Annotated in this window: 18 protein-coding genes and 1 pseudogene; 9 read left to right on the forward strand and 10 right to left on the reverse strand. The window is 62.7% G+C overall.

Annotation, left to right across the window (positions count from 1 at the left end; translation table 11 throughout):
• Positions 1-134: 134 nt before the first annotated feature.
• The 7 genes and pseudogenes from B0G81_RS31085 to B0G81_RS31115 all read right to left on the reverse strand — a co-directional run bounded on the left by B0G81_RS31085 (position 135) and on the right by B0G81_RS31115 (position 5,447).
• Positions 135-782 carry a diacylglycerol kinase gene (locus B0G81_RS31085; RefSeq protein WP_134140683.1) on the reverse strand — a complete coding sequence of 216 codons (648 nt, stop codon included), beginning with the start codon at positions 780-782 and terminating at the stop codon, positions 135-137.
• A gap of 20 nt (positions 783-802) precedes the next feature.
• Positions 803-1,834, reverse strand: coding sequence for a glycosyltransferase family 1 protein (locus tag B0G81_RS31090; protein ID WP_106280336.1), 1,032 nt, complete (start codon positions 1,832-1,834; stop codon positions 803-805).
• A gap of 36 nt (positions 1,835-1,870) precedes the next feature.
• Positions 1,871-2,812 (reverse strand): UDP-2,3-diacylglucosamine diphosphatase, encoded by a 942-nt coding sequence (locus B0G81_RS31095; protein WP_106280338.1) that lies wholly within the window; start codon positions 2,810-2,812, stop codon positions 1,871-1,873.
• 334 nt (positions 2,813-3,146) lie between these two features.
• Positions 3,147-3,672: pseudogene (locus B0G81_RS31100) on the reverse strand (RDD family protein).
• A gap of 14 nt (positions 3,673-3,686) precedes the next feature.
• Complete coding sequence (locus B0G81_RS31105; protein ID WP_134140686.1) at positions 3,687-4,442, reverse strand: DUF3106 domain-containing protein; 756 nt, start codon at positions 4,440-4,442, stop codon at positions 3,687-3,689.
• Between the two features lie 16 nt (positions 4,443-4,458).
• On the reverse strand, positions 4,459-4,887 hold the full coding sequence (locus tag B0G81_RS31110) for a DUF3619 family protein (RefSeq protein ID WP_134140689.1): 429 nt from the start codon (positions 4,885-4,887) through the stop codon (positions 4,459-4,461).
• Positions 4,884-5,447 (reverse strand): RNA polymerase sigma factor, encoded by a 564-nt coding sequence (locus tag B0G81_RS31115; protein WP_012432361.1) that lies wholly within the window; start codon positions 5,445-5,447, stop codon positions 4,884-4,886. The genes B0G81_RS31110 and B0G81_RS31115 overlap by 4 nt, the downstream gene beginning before the upstream one ends.
• Positions 5,448-5,809: 362 nt before the next feature.
• Here B0G81_RS31115 and B0G81_RS31120 point away from each other — a divergent pair, with 362 nt between their 5' ends.
• From B0G81_RS31120 to B0G81_RS31145, 6 genes are all read left to right on the forward strand, one after another.
• Positions 5,810-7,573 carry an acetolactate synthase 3 catalytic subunit gene (locus B0G81_RS31120; RefSeq protein WP_012432362.1) on the forward strand — a complete coding sequence of 588 codons (1,764 nt, stop codon included), beginning with the start codon at positions 5,810-5,812 and terminating at the stop codon, positions 7,571-7,573.
• A 127-nt stretch (positions 7,574-7,700) separates the two neighbouring features.
• The gene (ilvN, locus tag B0G81_RS31125; protein WP_012432363.1) at positions 7,701-8,192 is read left to right on the forward strand and encodes an acetolactate synthase small subunit; all 492 of its coding nucleotides are present in this window, start codon (positions 7,701-7,703) and stop codon (positions 8,190-8,192) included.
• Positions 8,193-8,313: 121 nt separating this feature from the next.
• Entirely contained in the window at positions 8,314-9,330 is a 1,017-nt protein-coding gene (ilvC, locus tag B0G81_RS31130) for a ketol-acid reductoisomerase (RefSeq protein ID WP_074763518.1), read from the forward strand.
• A gap of 132 nt (positions 9,331-9,462) precedes the next feature.
• The gene (locus tag B0G81_RS31135) at positions 9,463-10,101 is read left to right on the forward strand and encodes a phosphatidylserine decarboxylase (protein ID WP_012432365.1); all 639 of its coding nucleotides are present in this window, start codon (positions 9,463-9,465) and stop codon (positions 10,099-10,101) included.
• A gap of 23 nt (positions 10,102-10,124) precedes the next feature.
• Positions 10,125-10,991: a CDP-diacylglycerol--serine O-phosphatidyltransferase gene (gene pssA, locus B0G81_RS31140; protein ID WP_012432366.1), complete on the forward strand. Its 867-nt coding sequence runs from the start codon at positions 10,125-10,127 to the stop codon at positions 10,989-10,991.
• Positions 10,992-11,403: 412 nt separating this feature from the next.
• Positions 11,404-12,951: a 2-isopropylmalate synthase gene (locus tag B0G81_RS31145; protein ID WP_106280347.1), complete on the forward strand. Its 1,548-nt coding sequence runs from the start codon at positions 11,404-11,406 to the stop codon at positions 12,949-12,951.
• Positions 12,952-13,082: 131 nt separating this feature from the next.
• Here B0G81_RS31145 and B0G81_RS31150 read toward each other — a convergent pair whose 3' ends face one another.
• From B0G81_RS31150 to B0G81_RS31160, 3 genes are all read right to left on the reverse strand, one after another.
• Entirely contained in the window at positions 13,083-14,663 is a 1,581-nt protein-coding gene (locus B0G81_RS31150) for a SulP family inorganic anion transporter (RefSeq protein ID WP_134140691.1), read from the reverse strand.
• Positions 14,664-14,750: 87 nt separating this feature from the next.
• Complete coding sequence (locus B0G81_RS31155) at positions 14,751-15,389, reverse strand: carbonic anhydrase (RefSeq protein WP_134140696.1); 639 nt, start codon at positions 15,387-15,389, stop codon at positions 14,751-14,753.
• A 226-nt stretch (positions 15,390-15,615) separates the two neighbouring features.
• Positions 15,616-16,167, reverse strand: coding sequence for a hypothetical protein (locus tag B0G81_RS31160; RefSeq protein ID WP_116119424.1), 552 nt, complete (start codon positions 16,165-16,167; stop codon positions 15,616-15,618).
• A 183-nt stretch (positions 16,168-16,350) separates the two neighbouring features.
• Between B0G81_RS31160 and B0G81_RS31165 the strand changes: the two genes are divergently transcribed.
• From B0G81_RS31165 to pnp, 3 genes are all read left to right on the forward strand, one after another.
• Entirely contained in the window at positions 16,351-17,730 is a 1,380-nt protein-coding gene (locus B0G81_RS31165; protein WP_134140698.1) for a branched-chain amino acid ABC transporter substrate-binding protein, read from the forward strand.
• A 175-nt stretch (positions 17,731-17,905) separates the two neighbouring features.
• A complete protein-coding gene (gene rpsO / locus B0G81_RS31170) occupies positions 17,906-18,178 on the forward strand; it encodes a 30S ribosomal protein S15 (protein WP_011487489.1) in 273 nt (90 codons plus the stop codon).
• Positions 18,179-18,522: 344 nt separating this feature from the next.
• On the forward strand, positions 18,523-20,679 hold the full coding sequence (gene pnp / locus B0G81_RS31175) for a polyribonucleotide nucleotidyltransferase (protein ID WP_208328570.1): 2,157 nt from the start codon (positions 18,523-18,525) through the stop codon (positions 20,677-20,679).
• Positions 20,680-20,813: the final 134 nt, after the last annotated feature.

The following is a 20,813-nucleotide window of genomic DNA, read 5'->3' on the forward strand; positions in this document are numbered from 1 at the left end:
GCGGTTGGTGTATCGGACGATTATAAACCGAGCGTTCTAATCTCAAACGGATAGTCAGGGTTTTCATTCCCGCGACCATTTCGCGCGTCGCTCGAACCCGCTTCCACGGCGCTAAAACAGCGTGTGGCGCGGCTTCACAGCCATGCCTGAACCCAATGCACGACGAGCGGCCCGACGATCAACAGCCACGTCATCAGGCACATGCCCAGCGCGACCATCACGGCCGCGCTGCCGAGATCCTTCGCGCGGCGCGAAAGTTCGTGGCGTTCGAGTGAAATCCGGTCGATGGCCGCTTCCACGCTCGAATTCAGCAACTCGACGATCAACACGAGCAGCACGGAGCCGAGCAGCAACACGCGCGACACCGGCTCGACCGGCACCAGCACGCCGCAGGGAATCAGGATCGCCGCGAGCGTGAGCTCTTGGCGAAACGCGCTTTCCTCGCGAATCGCGACGCGAAAGCCGGCGAGCGAATTTTTCATCGCGTGCCAGGCGCGGGTGAGGCCGCGATTGCCTTTGTAGGGATTGAAAGGCAGTGGCGCGAGCGGATCGTCGGGACTGAGCGGTTCGTTCTGCGTGTCGTGTTGGGTGCCGTTCTGTTGCGCGCCGTTCGCAATGCTCGCGCCGTTCGAACCATGCGCGTGATCTGCATGATTCAGCGTGCCTGGTTCGCTCACGTCGTCGAACGGTTCGATGCTCGCGGTGTCGTTGGCGTTGCTGGTTTCGACGGCACGCAGCGCGCCGTTCGACGCGCGCCCCACGGTGGATGGTCTGGTTCGCATGGACGGCTCGGCACGCCGCATCACGCGGCGGCGCTTTCCTCGCGATACGAGGCGCGCGGCAGCGGTTTCAGATGCGCGGCGAATTGCTCGGAGGCCGCCGCCCACGAAAAGCGTTCGGCCCACGCGCGCGCATGATTGCGATCGATCTTCAAGGCTTCGAGGCAGGCTTCGCGCAGGTCTTCATGCATCGCGCCCGCGCCGCCGTCGCCGAGTACATCGATCGGACCGGTGACGGGATACGCCGCGACCGGCGTGCCGCAGGCGAGCGCTTCGAGCAGCACGAGTCCGAATGTGTCGGTGCGGCTCGGGAACACGAAGACGTCTGCCGCCGCATAGACCTTCGCCAACTCGGCCTGGGTCAGCACGCCCAGATAATTCACTTGCGGATAGCGCGACTTCAGTTCGGCCAGTGCCGGACCTTCTCCGGCAACCCACTTCGAACCGGGCAGATCGAGCTTCAGAAAGGCCTCGACGTTTTTCTCGACGGCCACGCGTCCCACGTACAGAAAGATCGGCCGCGCGCTATTGAGCACCTTCGAGTCCATCTGGTGAAAGATGTCCAGGTCGACGCCGCGCGTCCACAGCACGACGTTGGTGAAACCGAATTTTTCGAGGTCGCTCTTGACGACCGGCGTGGGCGCCATCACGGCCAGTGACGGCTTGTGAAACCAGTGCAGGAACTTGTAGGTCGCGGCGAGCGGAATGCCGAAGCGCGCCTGCACATACTCCGGAAAACGCGTGTGATACGCGGTGGTGAACGGCAGCTTGTGCTGGATTGCGTAGGCGCGCGCGGCCATGCCGAGCGGACCTTCGGTGGCGATGTGCAACGCGTCGGGCGAGAAGGCGTCGATACGCTCGCGCAGTTTGCGGCGCGGCAGCAGCGAGAGGCGGATCTCCGGATACGTCGGGCAAGGGATCGTCTTGAATTCGAGCGGCGTCAGCAGATCGACGTGATGGCCGAGCGCGCTGAGTTCGCGCGTGGTGTTTTTCAGCGTGCGCACGACGCCATTGACCTGCGGTTCCCATGCGTCGGTGACGATCATGATCTTCATCGGTTTCGGCCCAATAGAGAAGTTAACAAGCAGGGACTACGCGGTTGCCCGGGCCTTTTGCACGCCCACTTCCGGGGAGCGCATCACGGTCCAGTAGATCACCTTGAGTTCGCCCTCGTACGTCTCGACGAGGGCCGACAGACTTTCGACCCAGTCGCCGTCGTTGCAATACAGGACGCCGTCGATATCGCGTATCTCGGCTTTATGAATATGCCCGCAGACCACGCCGTCGCAGCCGCGGCGGCGCGCTTCGTCGGTCATCACGCGTTCGAACGAGGAGATGAAATTCACCGCGTTCTTCACCTGATGCTTGAGGTACTGGGACAGCGACCAGTACGGAAAACCGAGCCGGCTGCGGATCCGGTTGAACCAGCGGTTCAGGATCAGGATCATGGTGTAGAGCGTGTCGCCGAGATAGGCGAGCCACTTGGCGTGCTGGATCACGCCGTCGAACAGATCGCCATGCACGATCCACAGACGCTTGCCGGCGAGCGTGGTGTGAAACGCCTCGCCGCGCACGTGGATGTCGCCGAACGCGAGGTCGCAGAACTGGCGCGCGGCTTCGTCGTGATTGCCGGGCACGTAGATCACTTGCGTGCCTTTGCGCGCCTTGCGCAGCACCTTCTGCACGACGTCGTTGTGAGCCTGCGGCCAGTACCAGCCTTTCTTCAACTGCCAGCCGTCGATGATGTCGCCCACGAGATACAGATACTCCGACTCGTTGTGACGCAGGAAGTCGAGCAGATAGGGCGCCTGGCAGCCGCTCGAGCCGAGATGGATGTCGGACAGCCAGATGGTGCGGTAGCGATGCGGCTCGGCGTGATCGTCGTCGTGCTGGCCGGTATGGGCGTCGAGCGGCAGTGGCGCCACGGGCAACGGCAAGCCGTGACTAGGGTTGGGTTCCGGGCGGAACGCGACGGGGTCGACGCTCGGGCCGGTCTGGCGGAACAGGGAAGTCGCGGACGTTTTGGGGTCCATGGCTCACGCGTCGAGTTGCGGTGCCCGTATTGGGCCGGGTGTGCGTGACTGTGCCGTGACAGTCATGAGAAGTTCTTATTACTGCGGGGCGGGGAGGCGGGGAGCGGAAAGAGTGATGACCGCGCTGGGCGTAGCTCGCGCGGCGTGGTGACTGGCTATGGGGTGATGATCGAAAGATCAGCACGACTGCCACCGGCGCGGCGCCCAGTGTTGTGGCGGCCCGACAGCAAAGCGAATTAGCCGGCCGGTCGGCACGGCCGCGAACGGCATGATGTGCCTGGCGTGACGGCGGCCCGACAGGCGGGTGACATCCCGACCGGGAACCCGGCGCGGGTCAGCGCAAGACGCTGACGACTCGCGTGCCGGCGAGGCGGTCGTGCAGGAATTGGCGCTGCGGATCGAAACGGCCGGTGGCCGCCCACAGCAGGAACCAGATGCCGGCGATCATCAGCGTCTGCGGCAGCTTGAGTCCGAGCAGCGGATGCAGCGCCAGCGGCGGCAAAAAACCACAGCCACGCAAGCGCGTAGCGGGCAATGGCGCGGCCGGTGGAGAGCGGCGCGCCATCGGCGGCGACCACGCGCAGACGCCAGGTTTTCATGGGTAAGGTCTGGCCGCTATGAGTCCAGAACCAGACGAAGTACAGGCCGAGCACGAGGCCGATCCACGCGGCCAGCAGGTTGTGATGAGTCAGGCCGTTGCGCTGCTGCGTCAGCGTGCTGAACAGATAGCCGGCGACGAACACTACGCCGAACAGGATCAGCGCTTCGTAGAGCAGCGCCGCGAGGCGTCGGCGGACGGTGGGTGCGTTGCCGTTGCTGCTGTCAGCGGCGATGGTCTGGCCCGCGAGCGGTTGGGACACGGCGGCGCTCGGGCTCAGGAGCCGTTGAAAATCGACGGCGCTTCGGCTGGCGAAACCGGCAGCGGCGTAGCAGGCACGAAGCTGCCGGCGGCGGGAATCGGCGGCACGGCGACGGGGCTCGGCAGCGAAGCCGCGGCGGCGCTGGCCGCTGTCACGTGGCTTGCGCCGTGCTCACGCGCGTTGACGAGCCGATCGATCCCCTTGATTTCAGTGCGGCCTGAGGGCGGCGCGCTGACCACGCTGGGGCGCCGCTTGCGTTCGCTGGCGGCAAGGCGTTCTTTCTGCTCTTCCGGTAACTGCTGATAGGCTTTCCACGCGTTCTGACGGGTTTCGCGCGGCAATTCCTTCGATACCTGATAATTTTCACGCGCGACGCGCCGCTGGTCGGGCGTCATGCGGGTCCATTCAGTCATGCGGTCGTGCAGGCGTTTTTGCGCATCGGCCGACATCTTCGGGTAACGCGACGCGATCTTGACCCATTTTCGCTTGCGTTCTTCGCTGAAGGAGTCCCATTGGGCCTCGAACGGCGCCAGCGCCATATGCTCGGCCGAAGTCAGCCGCGACCACGCCATCGGGCTGTTGCTGCCGGGCAGGCTGGGCAATTCGACGGCAAGCGTGGGCGCGGGCGCCTTGGCGGTGACGTTGCCGCCCGCAACAGGCGCGCTGGCCGGAGACGGGCTCGGATAAAAGCGCGGATAAGTCGCGGCAAACGACACCAGGGCCGCGATCGTGCATCCGAAAACAACGGCCAGGCCGCGCTTGTAACTCACCCGAAGAATCTCCCGCTCAGTGGGCGCGTGAAAGGTACGCGTTGAAACCGTGGTCGAGATAGGCATTGAGCGGCAGGTCGTCGCTTAGCATGGCAGCATCGATATCGGCGAGTTCGGCGGTGCGTTGCTGATCTTCCCAATAGGCAATGCCCACGAGGCTGATGACCAGCGCGGCCAGCGGCCACGCAAGCGCGAAGCGGCGCAGCGGCGACCGGCGGCGCTGCGGCAGTTCGACCGGCGGCATGCCGGCTGCCATGCCCGCGCCGGCGAAGGCCGGCACGAACACCGGCGCGCTCACGGTTTCGGGCTTCTTGCGGGCGAGCGCGGCACGGCGCGCCGCGGCGAGCCGATCGGCGGTGGCGGACGGAATGCTGGCAGCGTTTTCGTCGAGCGCGCGGCGCACCTGGCGGGCGAACTCGAGTTCTTTAGTTTCTAGGGAGCTCATAGCGTGATTCCTTTGGCCTTGAGCGCTTGCGCCAGCGTGTGGGTGGCCCGCGAGCAGTGCGTTTTCACACTGCCTTCGGAGCAGCCCATAGCGGCGGCAGTCTCGGCGACATCCATATCTTCCCAATAACGCATGAGAAACGCCTCCCGTTGACGTGCCGGTAACTTTTGGATCTCGTCGTCGATTAACTGCAGGACCTGTTCGCGTTCGAGCTTCTGTTCGTTGCTCTCCGAGCCCGCCGAGCCCTGCTGGGCTTCGAAGGTTTCGAGCGGGTCGAAATCTTCGTCGTCGGCGTTGCCGAGCGACGAGAACAGACTGACCCAAGTATTGCGTACTTTGGCACGACGGAAATAGTCGTGCATCGCATTCTGCAGAATACGCTGAAACAGCAGCGGAAGTTCGGCCGCCGGACGGTCGCCGTATTTTTCGGCGAGCTTGATCATCGCGTCCTGCACGATATCCAGCGAGGCGTCGTCGTCCCGCACGGCGTAGACCGTCTGCTTGAATGCGCGCCTTTCGACGCCCGCCAGAAAATCGGCGAGTTCCTTGTCTGATGCCATCCGTTGGGGGTCGGCGCAGCGAGCGTGCGCGTAATCGGTCGAAAAATGTCGTAAAACTCGCGGATGCTAACAAACTTTTGCGCTGCTGGGGCGAAACGTGATGCACCTTGCATGTCTACAACAAGATTTCGGTCGCTTCTGGTGAGCTAGCGAGATTTGACTGATGGCGGCACGGCAAGATTTGCTTGACCGCGCGGGCGTCTGCAGATATCGTCGCTGGTTCGCAACATAAGTGACTTGTCTCAATTGAGGTGTGGCCCAAGAAGCTCACCTGTCAACTGGACGCGCCGCTTGAACCCGAGCCACAAGCCCGGCAGAGAGCACCCGATCAAATTTTTGCCGAAATTTCGAAAGGTGAATTAATGAATATGCCCAGCGCGGAATTCTCCACGTCGGATACGACACCCCATCCTGAAGCTGACTCTATCGGCGCCACCGTGCTCATGAAGGCACTGGCCGACGAAGACGTCGAGTTTGTGTGGGGCTATCCCGGCGGCTCGGTACTCTACATTTACGACGAGCTGTACAAGCAGGACAAGTTCCAGCATATCCTCGTGCGCCACGAGCAGGCCGCGGTCCACGCCGCCGACGCTTACTCGCGTTCCACCGGCAAGGTCGGTGTATGCCTCGTCACCTCCGGCCCCGGCGTCACCAATGCGGTGACCGGCATCGCCACGGCATACATGGATTCGATTCCCATGGTCGTGATCAGCGGCCAGGTGCCGACTGCCGCGATCGGCCAGGACGCCTTCCAGGAGTGCGACACGGTCGGCATCACGCGTCCTTGCGTGAAGCACAACTTCCTCGTGAAGGACGTGCGCGACCTCGCCGCCACCGTCAAGAAAGCGTTCTTCATTGCCCGTACCGGCCGTCCCGGCCCGGTGCTGATCGACATTCCGAAAGACGTGTCGAAAGCGCCTTGCCAGTACGAACCGCTCAAGACTGTTTCGCTGCGCTCGTATAACCCGGTTACCAAAGGCCACTCCGGGCAGATCCGCAAGGCCGTGTCCTTGCTGCTGTCGGCCAAGCGTCCGTATATCTACACCGGCGGCGGCATCATTCTCGCGGATGCATCGCGCGAGCTGAACCAGTTCGCCGATCTGCTCGGGTATCCCGTCACCAACACGTTGATGGGTCTGGGCGGCTACCGCGCGAGCGACAAGAAATTCCTCGGCATGCTCGGCATGCACGGCACGTACGAAGCCAACATGGCGATGCAGCACTGCGACGTGCTGATCGCGATCGGCGCGCGTTTCGACGACCGTGTGATCGGCGACCCGGCGCACTTCTCGTCGCGTCCGCGCAAGATCATCCACATCGACATCGATCCGTCCTCCATCTCCAAGCGCGTCAAGGTCGACATTCCGATCGTCGGCGACGTGAAGGAAGTGCTGAAGGAGTTGATCGAGCAGTTGCAAACGGCCGAGCATGGCCCGGACACCGCGGCGCTCGCCGACTGGTGGAAGGACATCGAAGCCTGGCGCGCGAAAGACTGCCTGAAGTTCGACCGCAAGAGCGACATCATCAAGCCGCAGTACGTGGTGGAAAAAGCGTGGGAACTGACCGACGGCAATGCCTTCGTGTGTTCGGACGTCGGCCAGCACCAGATGTGGGCGGCGCAGTTCTATCGCTTCAACAAGCCGCGCCGCTGGATCAATTCCGGTGGCCTCGGCACGATGGGCTTCGGCCTGCCGGCGGCGATGGGCGTGAAGATGGCGCACCCGGACGACGACGTGCTCTGTATCACGGGCGAAGGCTCGATCCAGATGTGTATCCAGGAGCTCTCCACCTGCAAGCAGTACGAGACTCCGGTGAAGATCATTTCGCTGAATAACCGCTATCTGGGCATGGTGCGCCAGTGGCAGCAGATCGAATACAGCAAGCGCTATTCGCATTCCTACATGGATGCGCTGCCGGATTTCGTGAAGCTCGCCGAAGCGTACGGCCACGTCGGCATGCGTATCGAACGCACGGCGGATGTCGAGCCGGCGCTCAAGGAAGCGCTGCGCCTGAAGGATCGCACGGTGTTTCTCGATTTCCAGACCGATCCGACCGAAAACGTCTGGCCGATGGTTCAGGCCGGCAAGGGCATCACCGAGATGCTCATGGGTTCGGAAGATCTATAACGACGGCGCGTTGAGTTAAAAAACGCGGTGCCGGCTTCGTCATGCGCGCCTCCATGAAAGGCGATAAGCGGACGAAGCGGCGCGAACCGTTCGCAGACATCGACAAAACATCTGGAAGAAGCGAATCATGAGACACATCATTTCCGTCCTGCTGGAAAACGAACCGGGCGCGTTATCACGCGTGGTGGGTCTGTTCTCGGCACGCGGCTACAACATTGAAACCTTGACGGTGGCTCCGACCGAAGACCGTTCGCTGTCGCGCATGACCATCGTCTCCATTGGCTCGGACGACGTGATCGAACAGATCACGAAGCATCTGAACCGCCTGATCGAGGTGGTGAAAGTGGTCGACCTTACCGAGGGCGCCCACATCGAACGCGAGCTGATGTTGATCAAGGTGAGGGCGGTCGGCAAGGAGCGTGAGGAGATGAAACGGATGTCGGATATTTTCCGCGGCCGCATCATCGACGTCACCGAAAAGACCTACACGATCGAACTGACGGGCGCGAGCGACAAGCTCGATGCCTTTATCGAAGGGCTCGACGCCACAGCGATTCTCGAAACGGTCCGTACGGGCGGCTCGGGGATCGGTCGCGGCGAGCGCATTCTGAAGGTGTGACGCGCGAGCGTTCAACCGTCTCGATCCAGGCCGGGCCGTGCCTGCACCAACCCGGCCACGCAACACACTATTTGCAGCATTTGAATTTCATTGAATCATCGAATTTAGCCAAGGAACCGACATGAAAGTTTTCTACGACAAGGACGCTGACCTCTCCCTCATCAAGGGCAAGCAAGTCACCATCATCGGCTATGGCTCGCAAGGCCATGCGCACGCGCTGAACCTGAAGGAAAGCGGCGTGAACATCACGGTCGGTCTGCGCAAGGGCGGCGCATCGTGGAGCAAGGCTGAGAACGCCGGCCTGCAAGTCAAGGAAGTGGCGGAAGCCGTCAAGGGCGCGGACGTGGTCATGATGCTGCTGCCGGACGAGCAGATCGCCGAAGTCTATGCGAAGGAAGTGCACGCCAATGCCAAGCAAGGCGCAGCGCTGGCATTCGCACACGGCTTCAACGTTCACTACGGTCAAGTGATTCCGCGAGCCGACCTCGACGTCATCATGATCGCGCCGAAGGCACCGGGCCACACGGTTCGCGGCACCTATTCGCAAGGTGGCGGCGTGCCGCACCTGATCGCTGTCGCGCAGGACAAGTCGGGCGCAGCACGTGACATCGCCTTGTCATACGCAGCGGCGAACGGCGGCGGCCGTGCCGGCATCATCGAAACGAACTTCCGCGAAGAAACGGAAACCGACCTGTTCGGCGAACAAGCCGTGCTGTGCGGCGGTACGGTCGACCTGATCAAGGCCGGCTTCGAGACGCTGGTGGAAGCGGGCTACGCGCCGGAAATGGCGTACTTCGAATGCCTGCACGAACTGAAGCTGATCGTCGACCTGATCTATGAAGGCGGCATCGCGAACATGAACTACTCGATCTCGAACAACGCCGAATACGGCGAGTACGTGACGGGTCCGCGTATCGTGACGGCTGAAACGAAGAAGGCGATGAAGGCTGTGCTGACCGACATTCAGACGGGCGAGTACGCGAAGAGCTTCATCATCGAAAACAAGGCTGGCGCACCGACGCTGCAATCGCGGCGCCGTCTGACGGCTGAACACCAGATCGAAACGGTCGGTGCCAAGCTGCGTTCGATGATGCCGTGGATCGCCGCGAACAAGCTGGTCGACCAGTCGAAGAACTAAGCTGCTTTTCCAGCTGATGTCCGGTGCGGCGCTATGCCGTAACAGCCGGACAGATCAAAAAGCCGTCCAAGGGTGCTGAACCCTGGGCGGCTTTTGCTATCCTACGGTTTTACAAAAACACAGAAGCCATTCATGAATTACCCTCATCCGATCATCGCGCGAGAAGGCTGGCCGTTCATCGCCATCGCGGCCGTCGTTGCATTGCTGGTTCACTTCATCGCGGGGTTCGGCTTTTCATGGCTGTTCTGGCTCCTCCTGATCTTCGTCGTGCAGTTCTTCCGCGATCCGGCACGTCCTATCCCCACGCAGGCGAATGCCGTGCTGTGCCCGGCCGACGGCCGTATCGTCGCGGTCGAAACCGCGCATGATCCGTATGCCAATCGTGAAGCGCTGAAGATCAGCGTGTTCATGAACGTCTTCAACGTCCACTCGCAGCGCTCGCCGGTGGATGGCGCGATCTCCAAGGTCGAATATTTCCCGGGCGCGTACCTGAATGCCGCGGTGGACAAGGCTTCGACCGAAAACGAGCGCAATGCGGTGGTGATCGAAATGGCCGGCGGCCAGACGGTGACTTCGGTGCAGATCGCCGGTCTGATCGCGCGGCGCATTCTTTGCTACGTACGGGCAGGTGAGCCGCTCACCCGTGGTCAACGTTACGGATTTATCCGCTTCGGTTCGCGCGTCGACGTGTATCTGCCGGTGGGCAGCCGTCCGCGTGTGTCGATCGGCGAGAAGGTTTCGGCGTCGTCCACGATCCTCGCTGAACTATAAAGCGGCACCAAGGAGGTTTCCGAATGGCCGCATTCAAACCGCGTCGACCCCGTAACAGCGGACCGCTTCCGCGTCCGTTCCGCCGTAACAAGCCGATGGTGACGGAGGCGGCGGTCGACAGCCGGCGCGCCCAGCGTCAGCAGTTCCTGAGAAAGCGCGGCATTTATCTGCTGCCGAACGCCTTCACCACGGCCGCGCTGTTCTGCGGCTTCTTTGCCGTGGTGCAGGCCATGAACGTGCGTTTCGAGGTCGCGGCCATCGCGATTTTCGTGGCGATGGTGCTCGACGGCATGGACGGCCGCGTCGCCCGCATGACGCATACGCAAAGTGCGTTCGGCGAGCAGTTCGACAGCCTGTCTGACATGGTCTCGTTCGGCGTGGCGCCGGCGCTGGTCATGTACGAGTGGATTCTGAAAGACCTCGGCCGCTGGGGCTGGCTCGCGGCGTTCGTCTACTGTTCGGGCGCGGCATTGCGTCTCGCGCGGTTCAACACGAACATCGGCGTGGTCGACAAGCGTTTCTTCCAGGGCATGCCGAGCCCGGCCGCGGCGGCGCTGATCGCCGGTTTCGTGTGGCTCGCTACGGACAACCGCGTGCCGCTCAAGCTGGTGTGGTTGCCGTGGGTTGCTTTCGTGCTGACGATTTACGCCGGCGTGACGATGGTGTCGAACGCGCCGTTCTACAGCGGCAAGGCGCTCGACGTGCGGCATCGCGTGCCGTTCGGGGTGATTCTGCTGGTGGTGGTCGCGTTCGTGCTGGTGTCCTCCGACCCGCCGCTGATGCTGTTCGGCCTGTTCGTGCTGTACGGCTTGTCCGGCTACGTATTCTGGGGTTATCAGGCGGTGCGGGGCAGGGCGAATCCGGCCCGGTCGGTGTCCGTCGACCGGTAACAGCCGGTAGCGAGCGGTTTGCGCGCGCTGCCAGGCACGGCATGGAAAACGGCGGCCTTCAGGCCGCCGTTTTGCTTTCGGCGAGGCCGCACCGCGGCGCTCCGCGGGCCGTCTCACGCAGGTCCGGCGCTAATTGCACGGCAGCGGGAATGTCGCTATAGTCGTTGGATCAATGCGTCTACATTCCTTGCCGAGCCGCGCAACGAGTCTCGACACGCGGCGCGCCGCTGACCGTGCTTATGCTGGAGCGTGCGCCGCGCGGACCGTCGCGCCGAACGTCACGCTTTTGGTCACGCTGATCGTTTTTGTCCCCGGTTCGCTTCGTCCGTGATCGAGCGTCGCCAGTGGTAGCGCAAACAGCCAATTCCAATATCCCCTCCCCATAATTGAACGACTCCGCAGGAGACTCGACATGTCCGACAAACTGATCATATTCGACACCACGTTGCGAGACGGCGAACAATCGCCCGGCGCGTCGATGACGAAAGAAGAGAAAATCCGTATCGCGAAGCAACTCGAGCGGATGAAAGTGGACGTGATCGAAGCAGGCTTCGCGGCAAGCTCGAACGGCGACTTCGATTCAATTCACACGATCGCGAGCCTGATCAAGGACAGCACGGTCTGCTCGCTCGCGCGCGCGAACGACAAAGACATTCAGCGTGCGGCCGACGCGCTCAAACCCGCCGATCACTTCCGCATCCACACGTTCATTGCAACCTCGCCGTTGCATATGGAAAAGAAGCTGCGCATGACACCGGACCAGGTGTTCGAGCAGGCGAAGCTGGCCGTGCGTTTCGCCCGCAAGTTCACCGACGACGTCGAGTTCTCGCCCGAAGACGGCAGCCGCTCGGATATGGACTTCTTGTGCCGCGTGCTGGAAGCGGTGATCGCCGAAGGCGCGACCACGATCAACATCGCCGACACAGTGGGTTACGGCGTGCCGGAGTTGTACGGTCAGCTCGTCAAAACGCTGCGCGAGCGCATTCCGAACTCGCATAAGGCGGTGTTTTCGGTGCATTGCCACAACGACCTCGGCATGGCGGTGGCGAATTCGCTGGCCGGCGTGCAGATCGGCGGCGCGCGTCAGGTCGAGTGCACGATCAATGGCCTCGGCGAGCGCGCGGGTAACACGTCGCTCGAAGAAATCGTCATGGCGGTGAAGACCCGCAAGGATTACTTCGGCCTCGACATCGGTCTCGATACCACGCAGATCGTGCCGGCCTCGAAGCTGGTATCGCAGATCACGGGTTTCGTCGTGCAGCCGAACAAGGCCGTGGTCGGCGCGAACGCGTTCGCACACGCATCCGGTATCCATCAGGACGGCGTGCTGAAGGCGCGCGATACCTACGAAATCATGCGCGCCGAAGACGTAGGCTGGAGCGCGAACAAGATCGTGCTCGGCAAGCTGTCGGGCCGTAACGCGTTCAAGCAGCGTCTGCAGGAACTGGGTATCGCGCTGGACAGCGAAGCGGAATTGAACACGGCATTCGCGCGCTTCAAGGAACTGGCCGATCGCAAGTCGGAAATCTTCGACGAAGACATCATCGCGATCGTCACGGAAGAATCCGCCGAGGCGCAGGAGAGGGAGCACTACAAGTTCCTGTCGCTGTCGCAACATTCGGAAACCGGCGAGCAGCCGCACGCAAAGATCGTGTTCACCATGGAAGGCAAGGAAGTGACCGGCGAAGCGCGCGGCAACGGCCCGGTCGACGCCACGCTGAACGCGATCGAAACAGAAGTGGGCAGCGGCTCGGAACTGCTGCTGTACTCGGTGAATGCGATCACCACCGGCACGCAGGCGCAAGGCGAAGTGACCGTACGCTTGTCGAAGAGCGGACGCATCGTCAATGGCGTCGGCACCGATCCGGATATCGTCGCGGCGTCGGCGAAGGCGTATATCTCGGCGCTCAACAAGCTGTATTCGAACGCGGACAGGTTGAATCCGCAGCGTTCGGAGTGAGCGGCGTGGCAGCCGCGCGCTAACGGCGTGACGGCGTAGACGTCGTTGTACCGTTGTCGTTATCGTCGGCGTATGAATCGGAAAAGCCCCGTGCCTTGATTGGCACGGGGCTTTGTTCATTGCGAGCAGCGTTACTCCGTCGCCGCGCGCCGCACCGACCAGCCGCGTGACGCGCGCGCCTGTGCCTGCACCTGATGCCGCACTTCGACGGCGATGCCGCGGCGCGGCGCATCGGCCACGAACGTGTCGAGCAGTTCGCGCACATCGTGATCGACGAAATCGGCGCGCGTCGCATCGACGATCACGGTGGCGCCGTCGGGAATCTGTTGCAGGTAGTGCTTGAGCGGCACCTTGCCGAGAAACGACACGTCCTTGCGAAACGACAGCAGATAGTGGTCGCCATGTTGCGCGAGCACGATCGGACTGCGCAGATTCGCATACAGCGCGAGCAGCACACTGCACAGAATGCCGAGCACGATGCCGATCAGCAGATCCGTCGCGAGCACGCCGACGAGGGTGACGATAAACGGCGCGAACGGCGCAAAGCCCTGTTTCGCGATGGCGACGAACAGCGACGGCTTGGCGAGCTTTATCCCCGTGAAGATCAGAATCGCCGCGAGACAGGCGAGCGGAATCAGGTTGATGACGCTGGTGAGCGCAAACACGCTGACGAGCAGCAGCATGCCGTGAATGATCGCCGAGAGCCGGCTTTGCGCGCCCGCATGCACGTTGGCTGAACTGCGCACGATCACCGACGTGATCGGCAATCCGCCGATCGCACCGGCAATCAGGTTGCCGATACCTTGCGCCTTCAGTTCGCGATCCGGCGGCGCGGCGCGTCGCTCGGGATCGATCTGCTCGACGGCTTCGAGGCTCAGCAGCGTTTCGAGGCTCGCGACGATCGCCAGCGTGATGGCGACGCGCCAGACATCGGGATTGATCAGTTGCGCGAAGTGTGGCCCGAAGTCGGCCCATTCGAGAGCGACCCGCAACGCGGCGAACGATTCCAGCGGCGGCAGCGCCACGCGATGTTCGGCGGGCGGCGCGAGCGACGGCGCCAGCACGCCGAGCAGCAACGTCGCGCCGATCCCCAGCAGAACGACGGCGAGCGGCGCCGGTACGCGGCGCACCAGTGCGAAGCGGCGAAATGCGCGAGTCTCCCAGCCGATCAGAATCGCCAGCGACAGCACGGTGATCACGCAAGCCGCCAGCGAGATCGAACCGAATGGCGTGGCAATCGCCGCTGCTGTCTGCGCGGTGGCTTGCGCACCGGACGCTGCATCCACGCGGGACAGTCCCAGCGCGAGCGGAAACTGCTTGACGATTAGCAGCACGCCAATCGCCGCGAGCATGCCCTTGATCACCGGCGACGGCACATAGGCTGCAAAACGGCCGGCCTTGAGCATGCCGAAACCGAACTGGATTGCACCGGACAGCAGCACGGCCGCCAGGAACGCGGAGAAACTGCCGAGCTGCGCGATCCCATCGACGACGATCACGACAAGGCCCGCCGCCGGTCCGCTCACGCTCAGACGTGAGCCGCTCAGCACGGCCACCACCAGCCCGCCTACGATGCCCGAGACGAGCCCGGCAAACGGTTCGACGCCCGATGCGTTGGCGATGCCCAGACAGAGCGGCAGGGCGACCAGAAAAACGACCGTGCCTGCCAGCAGGTCGCGCTGAAATGTGGAGAAAAAAGCTCGAAGGTTCATGGTGTCGGTGCAGTAAGGAGTGGCGCCTGGTATGCGGCGAAAGCTGAACCGGATCGGATTCGCATAAGGTCTCGCGCGGCTATCGCGCTAGGCTGCCGCGCTGTGGGCGGCGGTCGCGCAGGTCATGGCGTCGTCGGCGTCGTAGCCCGACGTGAGGACCTTGAGGCGGCCGTCTTCGAGCGCGAAGATCCAGCCGTGCACGAGCGGCGTCGGATCGGCGTCCCGCACGACGGGGTGTGCGCGCAGCCCGCGCACCTGTTCGAGCACGTTCAGCTCGGCGAGATGATTGACACGCTCACGTTCGCTCTCGAGGTCCTGCAGTTCTTCGCGATGCGCGTTGGCGAGCGAGCAAAGCGGTGCGATCCGCCGATTCACATGCGGCAGGCTCGGCTCGGGCGGCAGCAGCGCGGCGCGCACACCGCCGCATCCGTAGTGGCCGCAGACGATCACGTGGCCGACCTTCAGCACCTTCACCGCATATTCGAGAACGCTCGCCGAATTGTCGTCGTCGGGCTGAAAAAGGTTGGCGATGTTGCGGTGGACGAACAGGTCGCCCGGCTCGCAATGCGTAATGGTCTCTGCGGGCACGCGGCTGTCCGAGCAGCCGATCCACAGTACGTGGGGATTCTGACCTCGCGCCAGATCACGGAAAAACTGGGGGTTGCGCACGGCGGTTTCATGCGCCCAGGCAACATTGGCGACTAGCAGGCGTTTGGGACGGTTCATCGAGAGCGGCTCCGTAAATGGGGCGTATTCATTCGGCGCCGAAATTCACGGCTAAGCCGTGCGGCCTCATGTGAGGCCAGCGCCGAATCAATGCTTACGAAAGCCTTTCTATCAAAAAATAAATCGTCTGTGCACGAAATAATATTCGCCGCGATGCGCAATAAATAAAAAAAAGCCGCCCGAGAAGGCGGCTTCGTAGATTCATGCGGATTGGTTCGCGGGGCGCTCAGAAGAGGCTTCGACGATCCGGATCGTGCAACGGATCGGGCGTTTTCTGCGTGAGCCGCACGATGCCCTGCTCGTCGAAATAAAAGCTGTACATCATGTACCAGACGTTGTCTTCCAGGTAGCGATAGGTCCAGACTTCGCGCTTCATCAGCGGGAAATACGAGGTTTCGACCGGTCGGCCAAAGTTCACCAGCACGTCGCTCTTGGTCCATTTGCCGATTTCGGCGCGATAGAACTCGTTCGGTTGCAGCACCTGGCGCACGTTGACGATCTTGCCGGCCGCGTCGATGTCCGCTGCGGTGGTGGTTTCGCCCATCGGCTGGGTCGGCCACATCAGCCGCTTGCCGCCGTTCGGCAGGTCGTAGCTTTCGCGCGGCGGGCCGAGGCGCGCGACGATGGTCGATTCGTCCGCGCCCTGGGTGTATTGCTGCCACGGCTGCACGCAGCCGGCGAGCGCCAGCGCGCTCAGGCAAACAAGCGCCGCGCGGCGCAGGCGCCCTGCGGCCGGCGCTCCGATCGAGGCCGCCGTGCTGTGATGGCGGTTGAACATGTATTCCTCCGATGGCGTTTGAGTAGCGGTTTTTATCATCGAGACGCATTATTTTGACACGCGCTGCGGCAAAAGATTGCGCTGCGTGCAGAGCCGGCCCGGCAATACGACAACGCTTGCGCCAGCTTGCTTATTCCATGTTGAACGACCTATGATCCGCGCTTTCACCAGGCAGGCGGGGCGATGACGATGGCGAAGTGGCAACGGAGCGCGGCAGCGGCGCTGGCGGCAGTGTCGATGGCCGTAGCGGCAGCGGTTGCGTATGCAGCAAGCGAGCCGGGCGCGACGGCGACTAACCAGGCGGCTAACGCGGCGGCCGGCCCAGCGGCTAGCCTGGCGGCAAACGCAGCGGCAAAACCCGCGAGCAAAGCCGCCGGCGCGCCGATCCAGCTGGCGCTAATCGAAGGCATGTCGGGCCCGTTCGCCAACGCGGGTGCGGCGGTGGAGCGCAACCTGCGCTTCGGCGTCGAACAGGTCAATGCGCATGGCGGCGTGAAGCTCGCCGACGGCGCGCATCCGTTCGAACTGGTCGTGCTCGACAGCAAAGGCGGCACCGAAGAAGCGCTCACGCAACTGCGCGCGGCCGCCGACCGCCGTATCGGCTACATCATGCAGGGCAACAGCTCGGCGGTCGCCGCCGCGCTGATCGGCGCGATCGACAAGCAGAACCGTCGAGAACCGGGCAACCGCGAACTGTTTCTCAACTATTCCGCCGACGACCCGGCGCTGACCAACGGCAACTGCAGCTTCTGGCATTTCCGCTTCGACGCGCACGCGGGCATGCGCATGGATGCGCTGGCCGACGTGATCCAGCGCGACAAGGCCGTGAAGAAGGTCTATCTGCTGAACCAGGATTACAGCTTCGGGCACGACGTCAGCAGCCTCGCGCGCTCGACGCTGGCGACGAAGCGTCCGGACATCGCGGTCGTCGGCGACGAATTTCATCCGATCGGCCGCGTGAAGGACTTCGCGCCGTATATCGCCAAGATCCGCGCGAGCGGAGCGGACGCCGTGATCACGGGCAATTGGGGCAACGATCTGACGCTGCTCGTCAAGGCCGCGCGCGAGCAGGGGCTGGACACGAAGTTCTACACCTTCTACGGCAACAGCCTCGGCGCGCCGGCAGCGTTGGGCGACGCCGGCGTCGGTCACGTGATTGCGGTGGCCGACTGGCATCCGAACGTCGGCGGCGCGGCGTCCGACGCGTGGTACGCGGCCTTCCGGACCCGTTTCCCGGCCGCGCAGGAGGATTACTCCGTGCTGCGCATGCCGCTGATGCTCGAAACCCTGGCCGCGGCGATGACCCGCGCCGGCAGCGCCGACCCGACGGCAGTGGCGAAAGCGCTGGAAGGAATCCGCTTCGACAACGGCTTTCACGCCTCGCGGATGCGCGCCGACGACCATCAACTGATTCAGCCCCTTTACGTGATGGAGATGGACAAGGCCGGCACGCCGGGCGTGCATTTCGATAATGAAGGCTCTGGCTACGGGTTTCGCACGGTGCTGGCGTTGCCGCCCGAGCGCACCGTCTTGCCGACCGTCTGCAAGATGAAGCGGCCGTAATGCGGATCGGGCGCGCGCCATCGCCCGGCACAGCCGGGTTCGCGGCCGGAATCGGCTGTGCTACAATACGCGTCCCGTTATGAGGCAAGCCTGTATCCAGGGCGTGTCAAATACGGGTAACCCACGGCACGGCCTTTCTTCCGTGACCGCCTGTCTAGTTCTTAAGGAAATCGACATGTCCGCAGTTGAAACAAGCAAGAAGTCCGAAGTCGTTGCGCAATTCGCACGCGCAGCCAACGACACCGGCTCCCCCGAAGTTCAGGTCGCGCTGCTCACGACCCGCATCAACGAACTGACCGTTCACTTCAAGGCACACACGAAAGATCACCACAGCCGCCGCGGTCTGCTGCGCATGGTGAGCCGCCGTCGTAAGCTGCTCGACTACCTGAAGGGTAAGGACGCGGATCGTTACCGCGCACTGATCGAGAAGCTGGGTCTGCGTAAGTAATCGGCCAGTCGTTCAGCAAGATGCCTGTGTCAGTTCCACTGATACAGGCATTTTGTTTTTGCACGGTGCGCTTCATGTGATGCGCGCCGGCTGTTCTCCGCAGTAGCGTGCCGGTTCATGCGGCGGGAGCAGCGAAGCAGTAATCAGGCAGTAGAGCAGGCAGTAAAGAAGGGATTCACGGCCGGGCTTCAGGGGCGGAGCTTTGTGTCATTCCAGCGGTTCGCGCGTACTCATCGTAAGGCGTGGTTCTCTGGAATGGCATAACACTACTCTTCCCATGCGGCGCCGGTCCTGGCGTTGCCGCGCCGCTTCTGGTCCGCGCGGCATTACGAAGAGGAAAAGCAATGACTATGTTCAATAAGATCGTCAAAGAATTTCAGTGGGGACAACATAAGGTTCGCCTCGAAACCGGCGAAATCGCTCGCCAGGCGAGCGGTGCCGTGATCGTCGACGTCGAAGATACCGTGGTGCTGGCCACCGTGGTCGGCGCCAAGACCGCCAAGCCGGGTCAGGACTTCTTCCCGCTGACCGTCGACTACCTCGAAAAGACCTACGCCGCCGGTAAGATTCCGGGTGGCTTCTTCCGCCGTGAAGGCCGTCCGTCGGAAGGCGAAACGCTGATCTCGCGCCTGATCGATCGCCCGCTGCGTCCGCTGTTCCCGGAAGGCTTCTACAACGAAGTTCAGGTCGTGATCCACGTCCTGTCGCTGAACCCCGAAATCCCCGCTGACATCCCCGCGCTGATCGGCGCGTCGGCGGCGCTCGCCGTGTCCGGTCTGCCGTTCAACGGCCCGGTCGGCGCAGCACGCGTGGCCTACATCAACAATGAATACGTGTTGAACCCGACGCGTCCGCAAATGAAGGAATCGGCGCTCGACCTGATCGTCGCCGGTACGGAACGCGCGGTGCTGATGGTGGAATCGGAAGCACAGCAACTGAGCGAAGAAGTGATGCTCGGCGGCGTGGTGTTCGGTCACGAGCAAATGCAGATCGCGATCGACGCGATCCACGATCTGGTCCGTGAAGGCGGCAAGCCGGAATGGGATTGGCAACCGGCGGCGAAGAACGAGCCGTTGAACGCACGCGTGACGGAACTGGCGCAAGCCGACCTGCTGGCTGCGTATCAACTGCGCGACAAGCAAGCCCGTTCGGCCAAGCTGAAGGAAGTCTACGCGGCGACGTCGAAGAAGCTGGAAGAAGAAGCTGCCGCGGGCGGCACGGTGGCGGCCGACAAGGCAACCGTCGGCAACGTGCTGTTCGATATCGAAGCGAAGATCGTCCGTACGCAGATCCTGAACGGCGAACCGCGTATCGACGGCCGCGACACGCGCACCGTGCGCCCGATCGAAATCCGTACCGGCGTGCTGCCGCGTACCCACGGTTCGGCACTGTTCACGCGCGGCGAAACGCAAGCGATGGTGGTGGCCACGTTGGGCACCAAGGGCGACGAGCAGAACATCGACGCGCTCGAAGGCGAGTACCGCGAACGCTTCATGCTCCACTACAACATGCCTCCGTTTGCGACCGGCGAAACGGGCCGCGTCGGTTCGCCGAAGCGCCGTGAAATCGGTCACGGCCGTCTGGCCAAGCGCGCGCTGGCTGCATGCCTGCCGAGCGCCGACGAATTCGGCTACTCGATCCGCGTCGTGTCGGAAATCACGGAATCGAACGGTTCCTCGTCGATGGCTTCGGTGTGCGGCGGCTGCCTCGCGCTGATGGACGCCGGCGTGCCGATGAAGGCGCACGTCGCCGGCATCGCCATGGGCCTGATCCTGGAAGGCAACAAGTTTGCCGTGCTGACCGACATCCTCGGCGACGAAGATCACCTCGGCGACATGGACTTCAAGGTGGCGGGCACGGAACAAGGCGTGACCGCGCTGCAGATGGACATCAAGATCCAGGGCATCACCAAGGAAATCATGCAGGTCGCCCTCGCGCAAGCGAAAGAAGGCCGTATGCACATCCTGAGCAAGATGACCTCGGCGGTGTCGGGCGCGAACACGGTGCTGTCGGACTACGCACCGCGCATGATCACCATCAAGATCAATCCGGAAAAGATCCGCGACGTGATCGGCAAGGGTGGTTCGGTGATCCGCGCGCTGACCGAAGAAACCGGCACGACGATCGATATTTCGGACGACGGCGTCGTCACCATCGCCAGCACGAGCAGCGAAGGGATGGCCGAAGCGAAGAAGCGTATCGAGAACATCACGCTGGAAGTCGAAGTGGGCCAGGTGTACGAAGGCACCGTGCTCAAGCTGCTCGATTTCGGCGCGATCGTGAACATCCTGCCGGGCAAGGACGGTCTGCTGCATATTTCCGAAATCGCCAACGAGCGTATCAAGGACATCAACGACTACCTGAAGGATGGCCAGCAAGTGAAGGTCAAGGTCATCCAGACGGACGAAAAGGGCCGCGTGCGTTTGTCGGCCAAGGCGTTGCTGAACGAAGGCGCGAATGGCGCAAGCGGCGCGCCGCAAGGCGAGCCGACGCCGCAGTAATGCGGTAGCGGAACAACGGCCGGCAGCGCGAATGCGCGCCGGCCGTTTTTTATGAAGGCTGCAGGGTGGATTGCGTTGCAGGTAATTAGAAACGGGTACTCTACCTGTTCATCCCGGCATGCAACGCAATCCAA

It is taken from the genome of Paraburkholderia sp. BL6665CI2N2 (assembly GCF_004366535.1).
Lineage (GTDB): Bacteria > Pseudomonadota > Gammaproteobacteria > Burkholderiales > Burkholderiaceae > Paraburkholderia.